Source organism: Pseudomonas sp. Sample_20 (assembly GCF_004307585.1).
In the GTDB taxonomy this organism is placed as follows: Bacteria; Pseudomonadota; Gammaproteobacteria; order Pseudomonadales; family Pseudomonadaceae; genus Aquipseudomonas; species Aquipseudomonas atacamensis.
Map to the genome: position 1 here is coordinate 1 of NZ_RCOA01000124.1, position 23562 is coordinate 23562.

A 23562-nucleotide genomic window follows, 5' to 3' on the forward strand; every position below is an offset into this window, starting at 1 on the left:
TGAACGTTCCAGCGCCAGCTGACGACGTCTACAAAGACGCCGGCTCTGTGCAGGCAACGATCACCAGCGCCACCGGTGGTAACTTCGAAAATCTCGTGCCGAGCACCACGCCAGCGGTCACTCAGGTCACTGACACCATCGACACGTCGACCGTCAAATTGACCGCCGATACTTCGGTGGCTGAAGGCGGCACCGTGACTTACACCGCCACGGTTGGTGCGCCAGTTACTGGCTCGCCTGTGGTCGTGACTCTGGCCAACGGCCAGACCATCACCATCGGCGTCGGTCAGACTACTGGCACTGCAACTGCTGTTGCTGCGAACGATGCGCTGACGGGCAACGCTCCGATCACCAATTCGATCACTGGCGTAACCGGTGGCAACTTCGAAGATCTGGTTGCGGATAAAACTCCGGTCTCGACTTCTGTCACCGACGTTACCGACACTACCAATCTGTCGCTCAGCGCCAGTAACTCGGTGGCTGAAGGTGGCCAGATCACCTACACCGCGACATTGACCAACGCCGCTGGCTCGCCCGTGACCGTAACCTTGTCGAACGGCGCCGTGATCACCATCGACGCCGGCAAGACCATCGGCACCGTGAACGTTCCAGCGCCAGCTGACGACGTCTATAAAGACGCCGGCTCCGTTCAGGCCACGATCAGCAAAGCTACCGGTGGCAACTTCGAAAACCTGGTACCGAGCACCGCGCCAGCAGTCACCAGCGTCACCGACACCATCGACACCACCACCGTAAAACTGAGCGCAACCGCCACAGCGGCCGAAGGTGGCACCGTCACCTACACCGCCACCGTCGGCGCGCCGGTCACCGGTTCGCCTGTGGTCGTCACCTTGGCCAATGGTCAGAACATCACTATCGAAGTCGGCAAGACCAGCGGCAGCGTGAGCACCACCGCGCCGAACGACGTCCTCGCCGGCAACGCGCCGATCACCAACTCGATCACTGGCGTAACCGGCGGCAATTTCGAAAATCTCGTCGCCGACAAGACCCCGGTCAGCACCACCGTGACCGACACCGTCGACACCACCAACCTGTCCCTGTCGGCGACCGGCTCGGTGGCGGAAGGTGGCCAGATCACTTACACCGCGACATTGACCAACGCCGCAGGCTCGCCTGTGACCGTCACCTTGTCGAACGGCGCCGTGATCACCATCGACGCCGGCAAGACCACCGGCACCGTGAACGTTCCAGCGCCAGCTGACGACGTCTACAAAGACGCCGGGACCGTGCAGGCGACCATCAGCAGCGCCACCGGTGGCAGCTTCGAAAAACTGGTACCGAGCACCACGCCAGCGGTGACCAGCGTCACCGACACCGTCGACACCACCACCGTCAGCATCACTGGCAGCAGCTCGGTGACCGAAGGCCAGACCGCCAGCTATACCGTGAGCCTCAATCACCCGGCGCAGACCGAAGTGACCCTGAAAATCGTCTACAGCGGCACCGCTGCCGACGGTTCGGACTTCACCGGTGTGTACACCGTGAAGATCCCGGCGGGCGCCAGCAGCGCGCAGTTCAACGTCGCCACCCTCGATGACAAGATCACCGAAGGCACCGAGAACTTCGTGGTCAAGATCGATTCGGCTACCGGCGGCAACTTCGAGAACCTCGCGGTCAGCAGCACCAATGGCAGCGTCAGCACCTCGATCATCGACAACGATGCGCCACCGGTGCTCGATCTGGACGCCAACAACTCCAGCGGAGCGACCGGTGCCGATTACAAAGTGACGTTCACCGAGAACACCCCGGGCGCCGGCGTATCGATCGCTGACACCGACATCAGCATCACCGACCCGGACAGCACGATGCTGACCGGTGCCACCGTGGTGCTGACCAACCGTCAGGACGGCGATGCGCTGAATCTGGGCAACAGCGTCAACGGCATCACGATCAATGCCAACAGCACCAACGGCACGGTGACCCTGACCCTCTCGGGTAACGCGACCCTGGCCGACTACATGCAGGCCATCAAGAACATCAGCTTCACCAACAGCAGCGAAAACCCGAGCACCGTGCCGCGCGTCATCACCGTGACGGTGACCGATGGCGGCAACTACTCGAACACCGCGACGACCACGGTCAACGTGGTGGCGGTCAACGATGCACCGGTCGCTGCGCCGAGCAATGTCACCGGCACCGAAGACACGCCGCTGGTACTCGGCTGGTCGACCTTTGGCGTCAGCGATGTCGACAGCCCGGCGAGCAGCCTCGGTATCAAGATCACGCAGCTGCCGGGCGAGGGCAAACTGCAGTATCTGGACGGCTCGACCTGGAAGGATGTTGCCAACAACCAGACCTTCAGCAAGGCCGACATCGACGCCGGCAAGCTGCGTTTCCTGCCGGATGCCAACGAGTCGGGCACCAACGGTTACGGCGGCACCGGCCTGGGCAACAATCAGGCGGACTACGCGCAGATCAAGTTCCAGCCTACCGATGGCCAAGCGCTGGGCAGCACCGGCACGGTGAAGATCGACATCACGCCAGTGGCGGATGCGCCGACCGTGGCCGTGGCCGATAACAGCGTTAAATCCACTGGCCTGATCAAGGAAGTCTGGACCGGTCTGTCGGGCCTGGGCACTGACGGCAGCGGCGCGAACTCGAACACTCTGAAAAGTGTGATCGATGCGGCCGGCAAACCGAACTCCAGCGGCAACGTCACCAACGTGCAGTCTGACGGCAGTGTCGCCGCCGGTACGGCGTCGAAGACCTCTGGCCTGATCTACCTGGAAGCCGGCAAGACCTACAGCTTCAGCGGCGTGGCCGATGACAGCCTGCTGATTACCATCGGTGGAAAGAACGTGGCGTCGGGTACCTGGGGCGCGGGCGGTGCGATCAACGGTTCGTTCACCCCGACCACCAGCGGTTATTACACCCTCGACATCTATCACCACAACCAGAGCGGCCCGGGCAGTTACGACGTCAACCTGTCGGTCAACGGCAGCACGCCGATTGACCTCAGCAACGCTGGCGTGCCGATCTACACCGGTGTGCAGGACCTGATCAACTCGGGCGTGACCGTCTCCGATCTGCACGGCACCAACGGCGAAGGTTATTACGACGGCTACAAGCTCAACACCGGCGCCGAAGGCACCACGGTGAAACTGTCGGCGATCAGCACCGCGCTGACCGACACCGACGGCTCGGAAACCCTGAGCGTGAAGATCAGCGGTGCACCGGTCGGTTCGGTGCTCAGCGATGGCGCGGGGCATACTTTCACCGTTACCGCGAGCAATGGCGAAGCCAACGTCACCGGCTGGAACCTCGGCTCTCTGACCGTGACTCCGCCAACCTACTACAACGGCCAGTTCAACCTGACCGTGACTTCGACGTCCACCGAACAGGTCGGCGGCTCGGCAAGCAGCACCGCGACCATTCCGGTCACGGTAGCGCCTGCGGTGTACAACGCGGTCACCGCCACCTCGGGTGATGACAACGTCACCGGCACCGACGCCAACGACATCATCGTCGCTGACATCGGCGGTCTGACCGTGGTCCCGGGTACCAACTACAACATCGCGTTCATGGTCGACAGTTCGGGCAGCATGAGCACTTCGTCGCTGAACGCCGCAAAAGACTCGCTGACCTCGGTGTTCAACAGCCTCAAGCAAAGCCTGGGCGGCAGCAACTCGGGTACGGTGAACATCTTCCTGGTGGACTTCGATACCCAGGTCAACAAGTCGGTGTCGGTGAATCTCAACGACCCGAACGCGCTGACATTGCTCAAAGCAGTGCTGAACTCGATGGGCTCTGGCGGCGGTACCAACTACGAGGACGTGTTCAAGACCACGGCCAACTGGTTCCAGAGTGCCGATGCGGTCGCCAACACCGGGGCGAAGAACCTCACGTACTTCATCACCGACGGCCAGCCGACTTACTACCAGACCGGCGAGCAGACCAACCCGACGCTGTATGGCAACGTGAAACTCGACAGCGTGGTGAACACCAGCAACTACAAGCAGGGCGACACGTTCAGCACCTACATCGACAACACGCACTACCTGACCATCAACAGTGCCGGCAGCGTTGTGCTGCAAACCTACAACTCGTGGTGGGGCTGGAGCAGCGAGACCCTGGGCACGATTCACGCGCAGGGCGACGGTACTTATGAATTGTCGAACCTTGCGGGTACCGGCAACAGCACTAACTCGTCGACGACCAGCAACTCGACCAGCGGCTTTGCCTTGTTGAGCGGGTTGTCGAGCGTCGAAGCCATTGGTCTGAACAACGACGTCAGCCTCAACGATCTCAAGCCGTACGACTCGGACAAAACGCCGCAAACCAACATCGATCCGAAGGACCTGGCCAACTCGATCATCGGCCATACCGAAGCGACGATGCCGGGTAACGACACCGTCAACGGTGGCGAAGGCAACGACATCCTGTTCGGCGATCTGGTCAGCTTCAACGGCATTGCCGGCGAGGGTTACCAGGCGATGCAGGCGTTCGTCGCCAAGGAAACCGGCGTTGATGTCAGCAAAGTCAGCACCAGTAATGTGCACCAGTACATCACCGAGCACTATCAGGCGTTCGATGTGTCCGGCGCGCACGATGGCAACGACACGCTGCTCGGTGGCGCAGGCAATGACATCCTGTTCGGCTCGGGCGGCACCGACCTGCTCGACGGCGGCAAAGGCAATGACATCCTGCTCGGCGGCACCGGCAACGACACGCTGATCGGCGGTCAGGGCAACGACATCCTCATCGGCGGTTCCGGTGGCGACACCTTCGTCTGGAAATCGGGCGACACCGGTAACGACGTGATCAAGGATTTCAAAGCCAGCGAAGGCGACCGCATCGACCTGCGCGACCTGTTGCAGGGCGAGACCGGCAGCACGATCGACAACTTCCTGAAGATCACCACAGTGGATGGCACGTCGTCGCTGCAAGTCAGCTCGGCGGGCAAATTCAACTCGGGCGATGCCGCTGCGGCCACGCCGGACGTGACGATCAAACTGGAAGGCAACAACTGGGCGAGCGCCAACCTGCACAACCTGATTGCCGGCAGCGACCCGACCATCAAGGTCGATCACAACAACAGCTGAGGCTGAAACAACGACGGCCGCCTCCTGTGGGGCGGCCGTCGCGTTTGCGGGCAATGCAGCGGTGACGATTTGATCGGCGCCCCGCATACTGGCGGGCAGTTGGCTATGCTGCTGACAGCATGACGCTGTTCATTTGTGAGGGATGCTCAATGTTTTACGTGCAACGCGATGCGCAAGGCCAGTTGATTCGCGTGGAAGCTGCGGCGTACGCCGAGGCCACGGAAACGCTGCCCGCCGATAACCATGAGATTCAGGCGTGGTACGCCAACGAAGCCGTGGAAAACAGCCTCAAACAGCTCAAGCAGAGCGACTTTGAAATGATTCGGGTACTCGACGACCTGATTCAGGTGCTGACCCAGAAAGGCGTGATCCGCGTCACCGACCTGCCAGCGGCGGCCCAGGCCAAACTGATGGACCGCACCCAGGCGCGTGAAGCACTGGGCGGGTTGAGCCAGTTGATCGATGAGGATGAGGGCGGGTTGATCTGATCCTGGATCTTCACCAACTGGACTGGCCCTTTCGCGAGCAGGCTCGCTCCCACAATGATCGTTCCCACGCTCCGCGTGGGAATGCATCAAGGGACGCTCCGCGTTCCGACCGCAACTCAGTTATCACGGCCCGTCACCGTTGTGACGCAGAGCGTCACGGGCTGCATTCCCACGCAGAGCGTGGGAACGATCAGTTCAGGCCCCACGGCTTCGGCTCACCGAGCAACTGCCCCTGCACGCCATACAAGCCCATCTCGCGAATCACTGACAGCTCCCCTTCAGTCTCGACCCGTTCGGCAATCAGCGGCAGATCGATGCTGTGCGCTGCGCGCTGGATCGCTTCGATGAACAGGCGCTTGTCGCTCTCCTGATCGATCGCCCGAATGTAGCTGCCATCGATCTTCAAATACGCCAGACCCAACCGCGCCAGGTTGCCGATCATGCTGAAGCGCCCGCCGAAGCGCTGCAGACTCAGCGAGAAACCGAGCTCGCGCAGGCGTCGGGTCAACTGCTCCAGCACCGCCTGTTCAGGCAATTGCTCCTCACCGATTTCCAGAGTCAGACGCGCGCCGAGATTGGAATGCGCGCGCAGAATCTCGAAGACCTTGTTCAGCGCCTGCGGGTCGGCCAGCGTCGCCGAGGACAGGTTCAGCGCCAGCGAATCCTCGTGCCCCTTCATCTGCTCAAGCACGCGTTCGAGCATCAGCCGATCGAGCCGCGCGGTCCAGCCGAAGCGCTCCAGCCACGGCAGGAAGCGTCCGGCGGGAATGGTCTGGCCCTGCTCGTCGAGCAGACGCGACAGCACCTTGTAATGCAGCACCAGTTGCGTGTCCTGCGCGGCGACCACCGGTTGGAAATACAACTCGAAACGCTGCTGACTCAAGGCCTGATCCAGCAGTCGATGCCAAGCGTGATGGTCGTCACCGACCTCCGCCACCAGACTCTGATCGATGCACGCCCAATTCTGCTCGCCCTGCCCTTCGGCCTGTGCGAGCGCCTGATCGCCCAGTGTCAGCACCGCTTGCGGGGAGTCGCCGTGAGCGAAGGGTGCCAGCCCGATCGAAGCCACCGCTGGCACATCGGTCGCGCCAGTGGCATGCAGGCTGCTCAAGGCATTGTCGAGATTCTGCGCCAGCTGCAGCGCCTCCTCACGCACCAGCCCCGGCGCCAGCACGGCGAATTCACCGCCGCGAATGCGCGTTACCAAGTCCTGGGTTTGTGGATACCTGGCGCACTCGCGGGTCAGTTGCTCACCGACAGCCTTGAGCAATTGGTCGGTACGCTGGCCACCGAGACGCTGGTTGAGCCCGGCCAGATCCTTGACCCGCAACAGCAGCAAATAACCGGAACTGGCCTGCTCCGGGTTGCTCACACGGTTGTGCAGTTGCATCTCGAAATAACGACGGTTGGCCAGGCCGGTGAGGTTGTCCTGATAGGACTCGGTACGCAGTTTTTCACTGCGCTCGGCCTGCTCCTGGAACAATGTCTTGAGCTTCTCGACCATCTGATTCATCGCCTGCACTACGCGACGCAATTCAGGCGTGCGCGGCAGATCCGGCAGGCTGAGAAACTCGCGGCGGGCAATCGCATGGGACTGCTGGACCATGTAATCGAGGGGTTTCAACTGCCGACGCAGCAACAGCGCGCCGAGCACCGCACTCAATGCGCCGCAGATCAGCAACCAGCCAAGACTGCCCAGTGCGCTCTGCCATAGCTTGGCCACGGCGAACATCGGATGGCTGACCACCTCGACCCGCGCCGCCTGCTCCCAGCCACGGCTGACCAGCGCATCGCCACCGGCCGGCTCGAGGCCGATCAGTCTGACGAACCAGTCCGGCACGTTGCTCACCGCCGGGGCACCGCTGCGCTCGACAATGGTCTGCTCGGTCTTCACGTCGACCACGCGGATGCTCGCGTAATAACCGCTGTCGAAAATCGAACTGACCAGCAGCTCGACCATCGCCGGGTCGTCGATATTCGGCGTCAGCGACAACGCCAGCGCCGTCGCCGCGTCCTGTGCGTGGGAGCGCAACTGATTGACGTACTGGGCGCGCGAGCTCTCCAGGCTGACCATGAAGCTGCCGGTGAAGGCCACGACCAGGAACAGACAGATAGCGATCAACAGCTGTTTGAACAAAGACATCTGAGCGCGTGCTCCTAGTTAGTCGTCTCGACCGGAAAACCTTCGGCCTGCATTTTTTTCAGCACATCCTGCCAGCGCGACAGGCGTTTGGTGTCGCCGACCTTTTTATTACCCTTGGCGCCGGGCAGATACAGACCTTCGGCATTGAAAGAGTAGACCGGCAGCAAATCGGTCCGCTGCGACGCCGGCTGGATCGGATCGATCAGGCTGTCGAGCACCAGCGGCATGGCATCGGGGGTCGCATAGTACGTCAACACCATGTGCGCGCGGTTCTGGCGCAGCGCCTTGACGTAGGTGATGCGCAGCTTGTCACTGGAAACGCCGAGATGGCGCAGGCTGAAATACTTGGCGATGGCGTAGTCTTCGCAGTCGCCGGCGCCCTTCCACAGCGCTTCGATCGGGGTTTCCCAATAATCCACTTCGCGCCACAGATCGATGTCTTCGACGTAACGCACCTGCTTGTTGAAGAACAGGTTCACCACCTTGAGCTTGTCCATCTCACTGACCTGCTTCTGCGTGGCCAGCAGATTCTGCCAGGCGTCGATGCGCTGCTGCCCCGCGCCCAGTGGCCCATAAAGAGCCGTGGCCTTGCGGCTGATCGCGGAAAAATCCCAATCGGCGTGCAGACCGCCCAGCATGACGCCGGCCAGCAGCAATGCGCAGCCAAGCCAGCGCAAGGTCCGAGGGATCGCGAAACGTACCGCCACTGCAGGTTTCCAGAAGGACAGAAAGGAAGCGTTTGATGGTGAAGCTTAGCCCGGCAAAAAACAATGGCACCGTGAGATCATCGAAGACGCGCTAGACTTGAGATTGCCGCGCAACGTTTTACAAGGTTTGACAACCTGTAGAGCAATCACTAGTGTCATTTGGATCCAAATATTGCGACCTACAGGGTGTGTTGTCGTGACTCAGAAGCCCAAACCGCTGCACAGCATCAAAGTCGAAGGACCGATTCCTGCGCATCTGGCCCGGTCGGTGATCGAAGAAACCCTGCGCTCGGCCATTCTCGATGGCCGCCTGCCCTGCGGCACTGCACTGCGCCAGCAGGATCTGGCCGATCTGTTCGGGGTCAGCCGCATGCCGGTGCGCGAAGCCTTGCGCCAGCTCGAAGCGCAGGAGCTGCTCAGCGTCACCACGCACAAAGGCGCCGTGGTCGCCCCACTGATCCAGGGCGATGCTGCTGAAACCTACGAGTTGCGCATTCTGCTCGAGTCCGAGGCATTGCGGCAGTCCATTCCGCTGCTGACTGAGGCCGAGCATCAACTCGCCGCCGGCTACATCGACGAACTGGAAGCGCAGCACGACTACAACGAAATCGGCCGCCTCAACCGTCTCTTTCACATGGCCCTGTATAGCAAGGCGCCCAACCAGCGACTGCTGCGCCTGGTGGAGGACGGGCTGAACGAAGAAGAACGTTTTCTGCGGTTCAATCTGGAAGCCATGGGCTTGGGCAAGCTGTCCCAGGATGACCACCGCGCCATGCTTCAGGCCGTAATCGAGCGGGACATACCGCGCTCGCTCGAAATGCTGGAGCAGCACCTCAACCGGGGCGTTGAGGTCATCACCCGCTACCTGGCGACTCCCGCCGCACAGAAGCGTCACACCGCACGCTGATATCTCGTACGTCGAATAATCCCCTTACAAATCTTCGCGACCGCTCTGCTGCCGGCTCTGGCAGCGGAGCGGCGTGCCCGCTGGTGCCCGCCCCGGCCCTGCCGATGCATTTCTGCTGCCCGCCGATGACCAATCGGTAATAGCCCTGACGGCAATTTACCCGCACTCTTCCAGCGCCACCCCTACAGAACGGGGACGCGCCGCCCTGACGGCACAGTCCCCGCAACAGGAACCTACGGAAGGAGCCTTGTCACGGGAAACAGGAAGTCATGGCGCCGGTCCCGGCCAACTTTCGCCCCCTTTGAATTCAATCATTCCCCTTGTTTAAAAGTTGCTTCGAGTGAGGCATTCACTCTTGTTATCGATTTTGGCCGTTATTAGCCGAAAGGAGTAACTACGCCCAAATAAAACTTCGTGTGAAAGTTTTATCGGTAACTCTCATACTCAAAAAACAGCCAACTTAAAATAATTTAAAATAAACTTGTTAAATGCATTTGCCCTGTATTAGTTTTTCTCTCGCCAGGTTTGAACGTCGCTATTCAGCGCGGCAGACCTCACGTAACAACCGCAGCACCCGTGGCGCCGCAACGGCGCCACAGCGCAATCAATATTTGCCCGACTAACTTGCTATCCAACTCGCTCGACCGCTTATAGCAACTGAAAAGAAACGTGCACTTCAATCAATGATAAAGGACATCATGATGCCCACTAAGCAGCAACTCGCCCTGAAGAAAGCCGAACTGAGTATTCACCCGATCTTTTCCGAGATTACTTCGTTATCGGTATTACGTCGTTTCATGGAAACCCATGTATTTGCCGTATGGGACTTCATGTCGCTGACCAAGCGCCTGCAACAGGAACTGACCTGCACGCGTTTACCCTGGTTGCCGCCGCGCGATCCCCACGCCGCTCGGTTGATCAACGAGATCGTGCTGGGCGAGGAATCGGACGATCGCCTCGATGCCGGCCATTACAGCCACTTCGAGTTGTACCTGGATGCGATGCGCGAAATCGGCGCGAGCACCTCGGCGGTGGAGCGCTTCGTCGCGTTGCAGCGCGAAGGCGTGAGTTATGACGTCGCATTGCAAAGCGTCAACGTCGACCCGGCGGCGGCACAGTTTGTTCGCGATACCTTGCGCATTGCCCTGGAGGCGCCGGGACACAGCGTTGCCGCCGCGTTCCTGCATGGTCGCGAGAGCGTCATTCCGACAATGTTCCAGCGCATCCTCGATGACTGGGGCATCGGCATCGAACAGGCACCGACTTTCCGTTACTACCTGCAACGGCATATCGAAGTCGATTCCGAAGATCACGGCCCCGCCGCCGAGCAGTTGCTGGAGCGTCTGGTCGATGGCGATCCGCAGCGCGCAGCCGAGGTTTATGCCAGCGCCATCGCCGCCGTGGAAAGCCGCATCGCCTTGTGGGACGGGCTGCGCCTGAGCATCGGCGTGGAAGTTGCCGAGGTGGCCCAATGAACGCTGCCGACTATCTATCCTTCGCCGACGCCTGGGAAAGCCGTGCGACCATCCGCACCCGTCCCCGGCGGCTGCTCGAAGACGATCAGCGCCTGATCTACCCGCTCAGCCGCCAGCCGCTGGTGCTCAGCGAAACCTTCCTGTGTGAATGCCCACAGCAACGTGATTTCGCCCTGGTGCAGACGTTGTACAAATTCATCAACGACGTAGTGATTTTCGAGACGGAAATCGTCGACAAGACCGCCCGCAGCATTGCCAAGAATCGCTTCGCCGTGGCATTCCCGTTCGCCTGTCGCTACGACGCGATGACCGTAGTGGTCGATGAGGATTACCACGCGCTGGTGGCCATGGACTTCATGCAGCAGACGGTCGCGCTGACCGGTATCGAACCGATTCAATTGCCCGATGAAATCGAGCTGAGCCGGGCGATTCCCGCCGCTGTTGCGCTGGCCCCGCAACACCTGCGCAGCGCGGTGGAATTGATCTGCGTGGCGATCGCCGAAAACACCGTGACCGGCGATGTCGCGGCGTTCGCCCGCGACGATTCGGTCAAGCCGTCGATCAAGGGCCTGATGGCCGACCACTTGCTCGACGAAGGTCGCCACTCGAGTTTCTGGGCGCGGATGGTGCGCATCTATTGGCACACCGCCAGCGACGCAGACCGCGAAACCATCGCGCAGATTCTGCCGGTGTTCATCGGCCATTACCTGACCAACGACATTCAGAAGTCCTTCGATTTGCGCCTGATCGATGCGCTGCCGGTCAGCGAAACCACGCGCCATTCACTGCGCGAAGAAATCGCCGGACTGGCCTTCCCGATCAATCGCCACCACCCGCTGGTGGGCAACATCGTCAGGTTTTTCCACAACAGCTCGCTGCTCGACACACCGTGCGTGCAGCACGCCCTGCGCGACTATCTGGTTTGAGGAGACCGACATGAAACGTCTCGACATTTTGCTCACCGGCGCCGGCCAGGCGATGACCGACCTGGCCCGGGAACTCGAACAGCATGGCCATGCTGTGACCCGCAGCGGCGTGGCTCAAACGGCGGTGGATCTGATCATCGACGATGGTTTTATCGCTGCCGGCGACTTCTGCGCCATCCCGCATCTGCACCTGCGCCTGGGTGTCGCCGCGCAAGAGCATGGCGGCCTGCCGACCCTCGACTTGCTGTGCTTCCTCGGCTCGTCGCTGATCAGCCGCGTACCGATCGGCGATGAGCCGTCCGGCAACGGTCAGTCGCTACGCCAACGAGCGCTCGCCCATGTGGTCGACGAAGTGGCGTTGCTGGTCAGCCGCTTTTCCCGCGATGCCGATTATTTGAGGCATGCCCCGGCCCTCAAAGCGCCGGATTTCGAACGGCTGGAAGATCTACTGTTTCTCGACAAACTGGCGTACGTCCACTGTCTCAATGACACGGCAAACCCGGCGCTGCTGGAGCAGGCGCAAATCCCGCTGATCGAGCGCCTGCGACAAAGCCTGATCGAACATGCCGAACGACCGGCGCTGCACCTCGGCGGACAGTCCATCAGCTACCGCCAATTGCACGCCCACAGCCGGGCGATCCAGCAGCGGTTGCTGCCCTTGCTCGAGCAACATCCGCAGCCGTGGGTGGTCGGTGTCTGCCAAGGCAAAAGCCCGGCGCTGTTTGCCTCGATTCTGGCGATTCTAGGCAGCGGCGCCGTGTACCTGCCGCTGGAGCCGAGTCATCCTTTGCCGCGTCAGCAATACATCCTGGAAAACGCCGGCGCGGTGCTGTTGCTTCACGATGGACAACAGGCGCTCAGCGAGTCGATAGCGGGGCTGGATGTCAGTGGCATCGAAGCGCCGAACGCCGATCTCGCCCGGCCGCTGATGCAGCACCGCCCGGAACTTGATGCGCCGTGCATGGCGCTCTACACCTCGGGCACCACCGGGCATCCGAAAGGCGTGCTGCTCAGCCAGGCCAATCTCGCCCACTTCACCGCGTGGTACGCCGACTACGTGCAGTTGCACTCCGGAAGCCGGGTGTTGCAGTTCTCTTCGCTAAGCTTCGATTCGTCACTGATCGACATCTTCCCCAGCCTGCTCGCAGGGGCGGAACTGATCGTGCCCGACGACACCCAGCGCCGCGATCCCTTGCAGCTGATTGCGCTGATTCGCCGACGGCAACTGACCCACGCCTTCCTGCCGCCGGCGCTGTTGAGCATCCTGCCGCTGGAGCAACTGGAGGGCGTGCAGGTGATGACGGGCGGTGATGTCTGCGAGCCGTACGTCATCGAGCAACTGACCCGCCAAGGCACCCTGCACAACCTGTATGGCCCGACCGAAGCCACCGTGCTGATCACCGCGCGCCAGCTCAAACCGGGCGACAGCAACCGCACGCTGGGAGGGCCGATCGCCAACAGTCGGGTGCTGATTCTCGACGACGATCTGCAACCGGTGCCTGATCAAACCGTCGGTGAGCTGTTCATCGTCGGCCCTGGTGTCTGCCTCGGTTACCTGAACAATCCGCAGCAGACCGCCGAGCGTTATCTGAGCCTGTCACTGCCCGGCGGCGAAACCCTGCGCACCTACCGCAGCGGCGACATGGCCAAGTGGGGCGAGCACGGTATCGAGCTGTGCGGGCGGCGCGACAATCAGGTGAAAATCCGTGGCTTCCGCGTCGAGCCGGAAGAGATCGAGCGCTGCCTGCGCGAGAGCCGCTTGTATCGGCAGATTGCCGTGGTCATCGACCATCAGCGGCGGATTCTGGCGTTTATCGCCCAGCCACAGACCGAGACTGCCCGCGACGCATTGAAGGCTCACGCCCGGCAGTTTCTGCCGGACTACATGCAACCGGGAGCGTGGACCGAACTGGCGCAGATGCCGTTCGCCAGTAACGGCAAAGTCGATCGCAAGGCGCTGTTGGCATTGCCGGTGACGGTGCAGGACAGCGCTGCGAAATGCCTGCCGGCCAATGCTGACGAAGCGCTGCTTCTTGAGGTCTGGGCCGAACTGCTGGAACTGCCGACCAGCGACATTTCCACTGACGAAAGCTTCTTCAATCTCGGTGGTCATTCGATTCTGCTGTCGCGGATGTTGCTGCGCTTGCGTGAGGAATTCGGCCGAAGCATTTCGATCAATCGCTTCATCGAACTGCCCACGATCAGCAAACTGGCGACGCTGGTGCGCGGCACCGATGACAGCGCCGTGCTCAGCGCTCAGGCCATGGCCGACGCCGAGCGCGCGCTGGACATCGAACCGCTGCCGATCAGCCGCATGGGCGATGTGCACAAGGTCATCGTCACCGGTGCCAACAGTTTTGTCGGCGTGCACATCGTCGAAGCGCTGCTCGGTTGGGGCGCCAGCGAAGTGGCCTGTCTGGTCCGCGACGGCGCCGGGCAAACGGCGGCGCAACGTTTCGCTCAGGCACTGCACGAAAACCGTCTGGAGCACCTCGACCTGAGCCGTGTGCGGGTTTACGCAGCTGATATCAGCCGTCCGCAACTGGGCCTGGGCGACGAGGATTATCAGCGCCTGGATCGCGAATTTGGCGCGCTGGTGCACAACGCCGCCAACGTCAACCACGTGCTCGATTACGAGTCCCTGGCGGCGGACAACGTCGAACCGATATTTGCCCTGCTGAAGCTGTGCGAAGGGCAGCGCAAAAAGGTGTTCAACTTCGTCTCGACCCTGTCGGCATCCAGCACCGTGGATGACGCCGGTCGAGTGCTGGAACTGCCCGCCGCCGCGACGCCGCCGATCTATATTCGCAACGGCTACAACCTGTCGAAATGGGTCGGCGAACGCATCCTCGAACGGGCGCGCGAGCGCGGTGTACGGGTCAATCTTTATCGCCCTGGCAACATCAGCTTCAACAGCCTCAGCGGTGTTTGTCAGCCGCACAAGAACCGTTTGATGCTGATGCTCAAGGGCTCGATCCAGCTCGGCCAGGTGCCGGCCTTTGCGCTGAATTTCGACCTGATGCCGGTGGACTTTCTCGCCCGCTTCATCGCCTTCCATGCCAGCCGTCATTCAGCTGATCGCGCGGTGTTCAATCTGCACAATCCCGAGCCGCTGAGCTGGGATGCCTACGTCGCGTCGTTCCGCGAAACCGGCAGCGAGTTTGCGCTGGTCAGCGTCGCCGACTGGCAGCAGCAACTGAACCGGGTCGACGCCGACAACGCGCTGTTCGGCGTGCTCGGTTTCTACCTCAACGGCTTCGAGGAAGACATCGGCGACATCTCGCTGATCGGCCACGCCAACGCCGAGGCCGGCGTGCAGCAGATGGGCGCGCACTACCCACAGAAATCCCCGGCGCTGCTGCGTCGCGGCTGCGACTACCTGAAAGAAATCAACTTCATCTGACTCATCCCAAAGGAGCAACACCATGAGCAATCTGCAACCCGACACCCTGATCAAAAACCCGCAAGGCTGCCACGTTGTGTCGTCGGTGGAAGTGCCGGCGGACGCGGCAAAAGTCTGGGCGATCGTTGGCGATTTCGCTGGCTTCGAACGATTCATTCCGGCGCTGTCGCACACCGAAATGACCGGCGAGGGCGTGTCTTCGCTGCGCAAGAAAATCTTCAAGGACGGCAACGTCGTGGTCGAACAACTCAACTCGCGCGATGAACAGGCGCGGCGCATGACCTGGACGACGATTTACAACACCCTGGGGGTGGCGAACCTGTGGGCGGCAATGCAGGTGGAATCGCTGAGCGAAGGGAAGTCGCGAGCGACCTGGACGATCATTGCCGAACCGGCTTGCGGCGGAGAAGAGGCGCTGCCGGGATTCAGGGAATTCGTGCAAGGGTTTGCCGATGATGCGATGGGCAATGTCTTGAAGTTGTTTGTTTAAGGCATCGGTTTGGCGGTGATTGAACCCCCGCTTTCGCGAGCAGGCTCGCTCCCACATTTGGAATGCATTTTCCCTGTGGGAGCGAGCCTGCTCGCGAAGAACGATAACGCGGTCTGCGATCTGTGAATCAGATCTTGAAGCTGTCGACCAACTGCTTCAACCGGTTCGCCTGTTGCGACAACGCATCACAATCCTTCAACGTTTCGTTGAGGTTGGCCACGCTCTGCTGGTTCAACAGGTTGATCTGGTTGACGTCGACGTTGAGAGTTTCCACCACCGCAGTCTGCTCTTCAGTCGCAGCTGCCACCGACTGGTTCATACCGTCGATTTCGCCGATACGCTGAGTCACGCTGACCAGACGCAGACCGGCCTGATTCGCCACTTCCACGCTCTGCTCGCTGGACGCCTGGCTGGCGTTCATGGTGCTGACCGCCTCACGCGAGCCGACCTGCAGCGAGGTGATCATCTTGTGGATCTCTTCCGCCGATTCCTGGGTGCGATGCGCAAGGTTGCGCACCTCATCGGCAACCACGGCAAAACCGCGCCCGGCTTCACCGGCACGTGCGGCTTCGATGGCAGCATTGAGCGCCAGCAGGTTGGTCTGCTGCGAGATACCTTTGATCACGTCGAGAATGTGGCCAATGTTGTCGGTGCTCGCGTTCAGGGTTTCGATCTGCGTGCACGACAGGCTGATCTTCTGCGACAGCTCGGTCATCGCCTGAATGGTCTGCTCGACCACCTGACGACCATCATCGGCCTGCTCGGAAGCGCCACTGGCGTGCTGCGAAGCATCCGCCGCGTTGCGCGCGATTTCCTGAGTGGCCGCGCCCAGCTGATTGATCGCCGCCGCGACGCTGTTGGTGCGCGCACTTTGCTCGTCGGAACCGACGATCGAAGCGTTGGACGACGCCATCACCCGTTGCGACAGGTCATGTACGTGACGGGTCGCCGACGACACTTCGGAAATCGATGCGTGAATCCGTTCAACGAACTGGTTAAACGCGCTGCCCAGTTCACCGAACTCGTCTTTGCTCTCGACCAGCAGACGCCGGGTCAGATCGCCCTCGCCCTGGGCAATGTCTTTCATCGCGCGGCCCATGGTGGTCAGCGGGCGCATCAACACGTTGATCAACAGGCTCAGCAGCAACGCAATCGCCGCGACCGCGACAAACATGGCGATCAACGCCGAGGTGCGGAATTGGCTGAGTGCGGCGTAGGCCTTGTCGCGATCGATCGACAGACCGATGAACCACTGCGCATTCGGCAGATCGCTGACCGGGGTGAACGATAGAATGCGTTCCTGGCCGTTGAGCAAGACGTTCTGGTTGCCCTTCTCGATGCGCACGCTGGTGTTCGGGTAGATGTCCTTGAGGTTTTTCATTACCTGATCTTTGTCCGGGCTGACGATCACCTGACCGTCAGCACTGACCAGAAACGCATGGCCGAGGCCGCCGAAGTCCACCGAGTTGATGATCTTCACCAGAGTTTCCAGGCTGAGGTCACCACCGACCACACCGAGCAATTCACCGTCCTTCTTCACCGGCATGGCGATGGTCACCACCAGGCCACCGACGGCCGCCATGTACGGCGGCGTCAGCATGGTTTTGTCGGCGGCTACTGCCTGCTTGTACCAAGGCCGCTGACGCGGATCGTAACCGTCCGGCATCTTCGCATCGGGGCGCTGGGTGAAGACACCGTTGGCCTGGCCGACGTAAGTGAACTGGAAGTTCGAAGTGAAGGCCGGTTGATCGACAAGGCCCGGCAAGTCGGCATTCCTGCCTTGATGGGCAACGTTCTGCGCGAGGTTTTCCAGCACCAGAATCCGTCCGCTCATCCAGTTCTGCACGCTGCTGGCGGTGAGGTCACCGGCCTGCTGCACAGAGGACTGCAAATTCTGCCGAATGGTGTTTCGCTGCAAGTAATCGTTGTAGAGCGTGAACAACGCGAACGCCAGGACGACGACGCCCGAAGCGGCCAGGAGGATTTTATGGCTGAACTTGAGATTCATTTCATGGGACTTCTTATGCCAAAAGTGGGGATGCGTTTCCGGATGCAACATTCCATGTACGGCGCAGGCAGCGTTCTTCTGGCCGCTCTACTTTGGTGCACGCATTTCTCACCAGTCTGTCGGCCAGCGGCGGAGAAATCTTAGGGGCGCGTGAGAAATGGCCGGGGTTTGTGCAGGATTCCCGCCGAACGGCGTGCCAGAGCAGCTGCGAGGGAATTTTTCGCATCGACATGGGGGCAGCAGTTGCAAAATCTGTAACCCTTGATGACAATGCGACTAATTATCATTTGTGACGTTCGGGCTGGCGTGGTCATGTCTTCACCTGAGTTGGTCGTACAGGCGCTTTACGGTAGTCATCACGGCTGGCTCAACGCTTGGCTGCGCGCGCGGCTGGGCAACGCAGCGGATGCGGCGGATCTGGCTCAGGACACTTTCCTGCGTCTGCTGCAACGTACCGAACGCCTCGAACTCAGAGCGCCCCGAGCTTTCCTGCGAACCATCGCGCGCGGTCTGGTGATCGATCATTGGCGCCGCGAGGAAATCGAGCGGGCCTATCTGGAGACCATTGCTCACTTGCCTGAAGGCGAAGTACCTGACGCCGAATCCCGCGCGTTGGTGCTGGAACTGCTGGAAAGCATTGCTCGTATGCTCGAAGGACTGAAGCCGAAAGTGCGTCAGGCATTTCTCCTGGCGCAGTGCGAAGGTTTGACTCACAAACAGATCGCCGAGCAGTTGGGCGTATCGGTACGTTCTGTGGAACGCTATGTCGCCGATGCGCTGTATCACTGCTATGTGTTGCGGTATGAAAGCTGATGCCTGTGGACAACCTCTCACTCGGTCGCCGCGTCGAACCGCGCCAACACGTGGTCAAGCAAGCGATTCACTGGCTGCTGCGGCTGCGCAACAACCACGGCAATTCGCGGCTGACTCGCCAATGCGAGCAGTGGCGCGCCGAGCATCATGAACATGAAATCGCCTGGCAGCGGGTGCAGTCGCTACAAGCCGAATTGAGCTCCAGTCTGCGCGCCGTGCCGGGTGCGCAGGTCGCTTTCAACACCTTGGAAAACAGTGCGCAGGGGCTGGGCCGACGCCAGGCTTTGAAGTTGTTGTCGGGCGCGCTGTTGATGGGCTCCGCCGCGTGGCTGGCCAAGGACAGCGCCGCCTGGCAGCAATGGAGTGCCGACTACGCCACGGCGACCGGCGAACGGCGCGGTTTCCAGTTGCCCGACGGCACGCGCATCGAACTCAACACCGCGAGCGCCGTAGACCTGGATTACACCGCGCAGCAGCGCCTGATCAAACTGACCCGTGGCGAGATCATCGTTACCTGCGGCGGCTCTGACGAGGGCGCGGCGACCGATCGACCGCTGCGCATACAGAATCGCCACGGCAGTTATGCGCCGGTCGATGCGCGTTTCATTTTGCGTCAGGACGATCAGTGCACGCGGCTCAGCGTTACCGGTGGTCGAGTCGTGGTTCACGCCGGTGGGCATTCGCTCGAGGCGCTCGCCGGGCAGAGTTTTCTGGTCGACCAAAGCGGTTTGCGCGCTGCGCCGACGCCGGATATGGATGCAGGCGCCTGGCTCGACGGTTTGATTGTCACGCGCAATATGCGGCTGGGTGACTTCCTCGCTGAAGTGGGCCGATATCGCCCGGGTTATCTCAATTGTTCGGCGGAGATCGCAGACCTGCGCCTTTCTGGGGTGTTCCGTCTGGAGGACACCGACAGGCTGCTGGCGGTCCTGCCGCAGACGCTGCCGGTGCAATTGCGTTATCGCACCCGCTGGTGGGTGACCCTGGAACGTGCGGTGTGATTATTTTTGGCGGGTTTTCGCAGGCAGTCCGGCTTAGTCAGTAAGCACTTCAACTCAGCCCCCGCGACTGCCTACGGAAATCCACAATGACTGTCCGCGCCATTTGTAAGAACCCTCTGAATTTCACTGCAGAATCGACACTACTGCGCCATGCGGTTCGCGCGGCACTGCTGACCACCGCGCTGGGCGTCAGCGTATTACCGAGCCTGAGTCTGGCCGCCAACACCGGCACCGAGATCAGCCACCGCTACAACATTGCTGCCGGGCCATTGGGCGAGGCATTGAATCAGTTCGCCCGGCAGGCCGGCATCACCTTGGCGATGACGCCGCAACAGACCCAAGGTCAGCAATCTCCCGGCGTGCAGGGTGAATATTCGACCGACCAGGCCTTGAGCCATTTGCTCGGTGGCTCAGGGCTGGAAGCCGTCAGCCAGGACGGCAGCAGCTACATTCTGCGCCCGCTGGCTGAAAGCGAAGCAATGGCCTTGCCGACCACCGACATCAAAGGCTTCGCCCTCGGCAACGCGCTGGGCAGCATGGCCGGCTACAACGCCACGCACAGCCAGATCGCCACCAAGACCAGTACCGCCCTGTTGGAGACCTCGCAAAGCGTATCGGTGGTGACGCGTGAGCAAATGGATGACCAAGGCTCGCAAACCGTCTCGCAAGCGATGCGCTACACCCCGGGTGTGCTGACCAACCCGTATGGCGCCACGCACCGTTACGACTACGTGGCGATGCGCGGTTTCAACGACGGCTCGGTGGACAACATCTACCTCGACGGCCTCAAGTCGATGGGCGACAGCGGCACTTACAGCACCATGCAGGTCGATCCGTATTTCCTCGAGCGTGTGGACATTCTCAAAGGCCCGTCGTCCGTGCTGTACGGCCGTAGCTCGCCCGGCGGTCTGGTCGCGCTGACCAGCAAAAAGCCGTTGTATGAGGCTTATCATCAGGTGCAGGCCACAGTGGGGACGCAAGGCCAGCATGGGGTTGGGTTTGACTTCAGCGGTCCGGTCGATGACGACAAGCGCATCGCCTATCGTCTGACCGGACTAAGCGATCAGTCCGACACGCAATTCGATCACAACAAGGAAAAACGCTTCGCCCTCGCGCCGACGTTGAGCATCGATTTCAGCGAAGACACCTCGCTGACCCTGCAGGCCTATCTGCAACACGATCCGGACGGTGGTTACCACGGCGGCGTTCCGGCGGACGGCACGATCCATCAGCGCAATGGCGAGCGCATCTCGCCGCGCTTCTTCGAGGGCGAGCCGGGGATCGACGGCTACTCCCGTGACCAGCAATCGTTCGGCTATCAGTTCGAACATCGCTTCAACGACGTCTTCACGGCGCGGCAGAACTTCCGCTATCTCGATTCCAAAGTGAACATGGATCAGGTGTACGCCTATGGCTGGACCACCCCGACCAGCAATGAACTGAACCGCTATTACACCGGCGGTGATGAGCGCCTGCATGCGTTCATCGTCGACAACATGCTGCAGGCCGAATTCTTCACCGGCGCGACCAAGCACACGGTGCTGATGGGCGCGGATTATCAACGGCGCAAAACCGTGGTCGACTGGACCAGCGGTGGGCTCGCGCCGATCAATGCGTTCAATCCGGTGTATGGCAATTCGGCGATCGAAATGTACGGCGACACCAGCTATCTGCGGCGCCTCGAACAGACCGGTGTGTATCTGCAAGACCTGATCGAGATGGACAAGTGGCGCTTCTCGCTGGGCCTGCGTCAGGACTGGGTCGAGACATCCGATGAAAACCGCATCGCCGAAGCGGGGCGTCCGGTGGGTACAGAGATCAATGATCGACGCACGAAACTCACTGGCCGTGCCGGCGCTTTATACCTGTTTGATAATGGTCTGGCGCCATACATCAGCTACTCCGAGTCGTTTAACCCGAACTCCTATGCCGACAGCGCCGGTAATCCACTCGCCCCTACCGATGGCACACAGTGGGAAGTCGGTTTGAAGTATCAGCCGCCGGGCACCGATAACCTGTTTACCGCCTCGCTGTTCCGCATCGACCAGGAAAACCTCGCGACCAAACTGCCGCAGGAAAACTTCTATCGCGCGGTCGGTGCCGTACGCTCGCAAGGTCTGGAGCTGGAAGCGCACATGCAACTGACCGATAACTTGAAAGTGCTCGGCAGTTACACCTTCACTGATATCGAATATTCCAAATCGATGATCAGCACCTTGAGCACGCCGACCGATGTCATCGAGAACAAGGGCAACTCACCGACTCAGGCGCCGCGACACATGGCCTCGCTGTGGGCTGACTACAAGTTCGACAGCGCCGCACTTGATGGGCTGCGCTTGGGCGGTGGGGTGCGCTACGTCGGCTACAGCTGGGCCGATGCGGAGAACACGATGAAGGTGCCGTCTTACACGCTGTTCGATGCCTCGATTGGTTATGACCTGGGCAAGATTGGTTTGAAGGGTGTTGATGTTCGGCTCAACGCGAACAACCTGACCAATGAATCCTATGTCGCGTCCTGCGCCAGTCTGAACTTCTGCTACATGGGCGAAGAACGCAACGTAGCGGCGACCGTCAGCTATCAGTTCTAAAGCTATGTCCTGTGCATAAAAAAGCCAGCCCCTGCTATCAGGGGCTGGCTTTGTCGTTTCTTCGGGGTGTTTTGTATGCGTGCGTTTCTGGTTTTGTTGCATCGGTACATTGGCTTGGCCACTGCGACGTTTTTATTATTGGCCGGGCTGACCGGCAGTGTGCTGGCGTTTAATCACGAACTGGATGAGTGGCTGAATCCGCAGTTCTACGAGGCGACGTCAGTGGGTGAGCGCTTGTCGCCGGGCGCGTTGGTAGATGCAGTGCAGACAGCGCATCCGAAACTGCAAGTCTGGTACATGGAGTATCCCCATGAGACGGGGCATACGGCGCTACTGGCGGCCGTTCCGCGTAAGGATCCGGCGACGGGCCAGCCGTTTGATGAGCGCAATCAGGTGTTCTATCTGGACCCGGTCAGCGCGGAGCAAAAAGGCGCACGCTACTGGGGTGAATGCTGTTTTCAGCGGGAGAACTTCATCCCGTTCATTCTGGAGTTTCACTACAACCTGACATTGCCCGATAACTGGGGACTGCTGTTGATGGGCTTGGTGGCCATCGCGTGGGTGATCGACTGTTTTGTCGCATTGTGGCTGACCTTGCCGCGTGGCAAGCCATTCTGGAAGAAGTGGGCTACTGCTTGGAAGGTCAAAGGCGGGCATGCCTACCGCTTGAACTTCGATCTGCATCGCGCCGGAGGATTGTGGTTGTGGCTGCTGCTGTTACCGATCGCCGTCAGCAGCGTGGCGATGAACTTGCCGAGCCAGGTGTTCAAGCCTGCTGTCTCGTTGTTTTCCCCGATCGAGCCGAGCGTTTATGAAGCCAGAGGACGAATGCCCGCCGATCAACTGGGGACGACACAGTTGAGTTATCAACAGGCGTACGAAAGGGCATTGCAGGAAGGGAAACGATTAGGACTGACGGCGGCAATAGGCGAGTTGTATTACAGCTTTGAGTACAACTTCTACGGCGCAGGATTTGGACAGCACGATACGGACGCCCATGGAAAATCCTGGTTGTTCTTTCACGGTACCGATGGCCGATTATTGGGACAGGAGATCGCGGGACAGGGCACGCTTGGAGAGCAGTTCTATCGACTTCAGTTGCCCATACATGGAGGACGGATCATCGGGGTGACAGGGCAGGTAATGATCGCGGTACTGGGTGTGTTGATTGCGGGGTTGTCAGGGACGGGCGTCTATATTTGGTGGCGCAAGTGGCAGGCAAGACGCAGCACCAGGATCCGAAGAACAGCCTGATCTTTCGTACACGCTTAAATGACAAAACCCCTGTCTGCGTTAGCAGACAGGGGTTTCGGAATTCAATCTTGACGATGACCTACTCTCACATGGGGAAACCCCACACTACCATCGGCGATACATCGTTTCACTTCTGAGTTCGGGATGGGATCAGGTGGTTCCAATGTTCTATGGTCGTCAAGAAATTCTTTATCTGGCCCGTCAACACGGTAACAAGCCAGCAAAAACAGGAACTTCTACTAAAACAAAACCCCAACTGCTTTCGCAATTGGGGTTTCGGAATTTAATCTTGACGA

General features: G+C 60.4%; 13 protein-coding genes, 1 rRNA gene and 1 pseudogene. 11 read left to right on the plus strand and 4 right to left on the minus strand.

Going from position 1 to position 23562, the window contains the following annotated elements:
- Positions 1–5063 (plus strand): annotated as a pseudogene (locus D8U70_RS24630) (LapA family giant adhesin); the annotation flags it as partial.
- A 149-nt stretch (positions 5064–5212) separates the two neighbouring features.
- Positions 5213–5551: a hypothetical protein gene (locus D8U70_RS24635; RefSeq protein WP_016772279.1), complete on the plus strand. Its 339-nt coding sequence runs from the start codon at positions 5213–5215 to the stop codon at positions 5549–5551.
- A gap of 190 nt (positions 5552–5741) precedes the next feature.
- On the opposite strand, the gene lapD is transcribed toward D8U70_RS24635, so the two are convergent.
- Together lapD and lapG are read right to left on the minus strand one after the other, a co-directional pair.
- A complete protein-coding gene (lapD, locus tag D8U70_RS24640) occupies positions 5742–7694 on the minus strand; it encodes a cyclic di-GMP receptor LapD (protein ID WP_130929969.1) in 1953 nt (650 codons plus the stop codon).
- A gap of 14 nt (positions 7695–7708) precedes the next feature.
- The gene (gene lapG / locus D8U70_RS24645) at positions 7709–8401 is read right to left on the minus strand and encodes a cysteine protease LapG (protein ID WP_024011112.1); all 693 of its coding nucleotides are present in this window, start codon (positions 8399–8401) and stop codon (positions 7709–7711) included.
- A 196-nt stretch (positions 8402–8597) separates the two neighbouring features.
- Here lapG and D8U70_RS24650 point away from each other — a divergent pair, with 196 nt between their 5' ends.
- The 5 genes from D8U70_RS24650 to D8U70_RS24670 all read left to right on the plus strand — a co-directional run bounded on the left by D8U70_RS24650 (position 8598) and on the right by D8U70_RS24670 (position 15602).
- Entirely contained in the window at positions 8598–9308 is a 711-nt protein-coding gene (locus tag D8U70_RS24650) for a GntR family transcriptional regulator (protein ID WP_071174000.1), read from the plus strand.
- A 698-nt stretch (positions 9309–10006) separates the two neighbouring features.
- Complete coding sequence (locus D8U70_RS24655) at positions 10007–10783, plus strand: DUF3050 domain-containing protein (RefSeq protein ID WP_130929970.1); 777 nt, start codon at positions 10007–10009, stop codon at positions 10781–10783.
- Positions 10780–11709, plus strand: a complete 930-nt coding sequence (locus D8U70_RS24660) for a diiron oxygenase (RefSeq protein ID WP_130929971.1) — start codon at positions 10780–10782, stop codon at positions 11707–11709. The genes D8U70_RS24655 and D8U70_RS24660 overlap by 4 nt, the downstream gene beginning before the upstream one ends.
- Before the next feature lie 10 nt (positions 11710–11719).
- Positions 11720–15112: a non-ribosomal peptide synthetase gene (locus D8U70_RS24665; protein WP_130929972.1), complete on the plus strand. Its 3393-nt coding sequence runs from the start codon at positions 11720–11722 to the stop codon at positions 15110–15112.
- Between the two features lie 22 nt (positions 15113–15134).
- Positions 15135–15602, plus strand: a complete 468-nt coding sequence (locus tag D8U70_RS24670; RefSeq protein WP_110644730.1) for an SRPBCC family protein — start codon at positions 15135–15137, stop codon at positions 15600–15602.
- Positions 15603–15729: 127 nt separating this feature from the next.
- Here D8U70_RS24670 and D8U70_RS24675 read toward each other — a convergent pair whose 3' ends face one another.
- Positions 15730–17610, minus strand: coding sequence for a methyl-accepting chemotaxis protein (locus D8U70_RS24675; protein WP_130929973.1), 1881 nt, complete (start codon positions 17608–17610; stop codon positions 15730–15732).
- Positions 17611–17922: 312 nt separating this feature from the next.
- Here D8U70_RS24675 and D8U70_RS24680 point away from each other — a divergent pair, with 312 nt between their 5' ends.
- From D8U70_RS24680 to D8U70_RS24695, 4 genes are all read left to right on the plus strand, one after another.
- Positions 17923–18423 carry a sigma-70 family RNA polymerase sigma factor gene (locus tag D8U70_RS24680; protein WP_071173994.1) on the plus strand — a complete coding sequence of 167 codons (501 nt, stop codon included), beginning with the start codon at positions 17923–17925 and terminating at the stop codon, positions 18421–18423.
- Positions 18423–19424, plus strand: coding sequence for a FecR family protein (locus tag D8U70_RS24685; RefSeq protein WP_110644729.1), 1002 nt, complete (start codon positions 18423–18425; stop codon positions 19422–19424). The genes D8U70_RS24680 and D8U70_RS24685 overlap by 1 nt, the downstream gene beginning before the upstream one ends.
- 86 nt (positions 19425–19510) lie before the next feature.
- Positions 19511–22012 (plus strand): TonB-dependent siderophore receptor, encoded by a 2502-nt coding sequence (locus D8U70_RS24690; protein WP_130929974.1) that lies wholly within the window; start codon positions 19511–19513, stop codon positions 22010–22012.
- 75 nt (positions 22013–22087) lie between these two features.
- On the plus strand, positions 22088–23266 hold the full coding sequence (locus D8U70_RS24695) for a PepSY domain-containing protein (RefSeq protein ID WP_130929975.1): 1179 nt from the start codon (positions 22088–22090) through the stop codon (positions 23264–23266).
- Between the two features lie 66 nt (positions 23267–23332).
- On the opposite strand, the gene rrf is transcribed toward D8U70_RS24695, so the two are convergent.
- Positions 23333–23448, minus strand: a 5S ribosomal RNA gene (gene rrf, locus D8U70_RS24700).
- Positions 23449–23562 lie beyond the last annotated feature (114 nt).

What these genes read in the sequence shown, in the direction of transcription:
- D8U70_RS24695 (WP_130929975.1), top strand. Translation starts at nt 22,088, where the DNA reads ATGCGTGCGTTTCTGGTTTTGTTGCATCGGTACATTGGCTTGGCCACT.
- D8U70_RS24690 (WP_130929974.1), top strand. Translation starts at nt 19,511, where the DNA reads ATGACTGTCCGCGCCATTTGTAAGAACCCTCTGAATTTCACTGCAGAA.
- D8U70_RS24660 (WP_130929971.1), top strand. Translation starts at nt 10,780, where the DNA reads ATGAACGCTGCCGACTATCTATCCTTCGCCGACGCCTGGGAAAGCCGT.
- lapD (WP_130929969.1), bottom strand. Translation starts at nt 7,694, where the DNA reads ATGTCTTTGTTCAAACAGCTGTTGATCGCTATCTGTCTGTTCCTGGTC.
- D8U70_RS24680 (WP_071173994.1), top strand. Translation starts at nt 17,923, where the DNA reads ATGTCTTCACCTGAGTTGGTCGTACAGGCGCTTTACGGTAGTCATCAC.
- D8U70_RS24675 (WP_130929973.1), bottom strand. Translation starts at nt 17,610, where the DNA reads ATGAATCTCAAGTTCAGCCATAAAATCCTCCTGGCCGCTTCGGGCGTC.
- D8U70_RS24665 (WP_130929972.1), top strand. Translation starts at nt 11,720, where the DNA reads ATGAAACGTCTCGACATTTTGCTCACCGGCGCCGGCCAGGCGATGACC.
- D8U70_RS24670 (WP_110644730.1), top strand. Translation starts at nt 15,135, where the DNA reads ATGAGCAATCTGCAACCCGACACCCTGATCAAAAACCCGCAAGGCTGC.
- D8U70_RS24685 (WP_110644729.1), top strand. Translation starts at nt 18,423, where the DNA reads ATGCCTGTGGACAACCTCTCACTCGGTCGCCGCGTCGAACCGCGCCAA.
- D8U70_RS24655 (WP_130929970.1), top strand. Translation starts at nt 10,007, where the DNA reads ATGATGCCCACTAAGCAGCAACTCGCCCTGAAGAAAGCCGAACTGAGT.
- D8U70_RS24635 (WP_016772279.1), top strand. Translation starts at nt 5,213, where the DNA reads ATGTTTTACGTGCAACGCGATGCGCAAGGCCAGTTGATTCGCGTGGAA.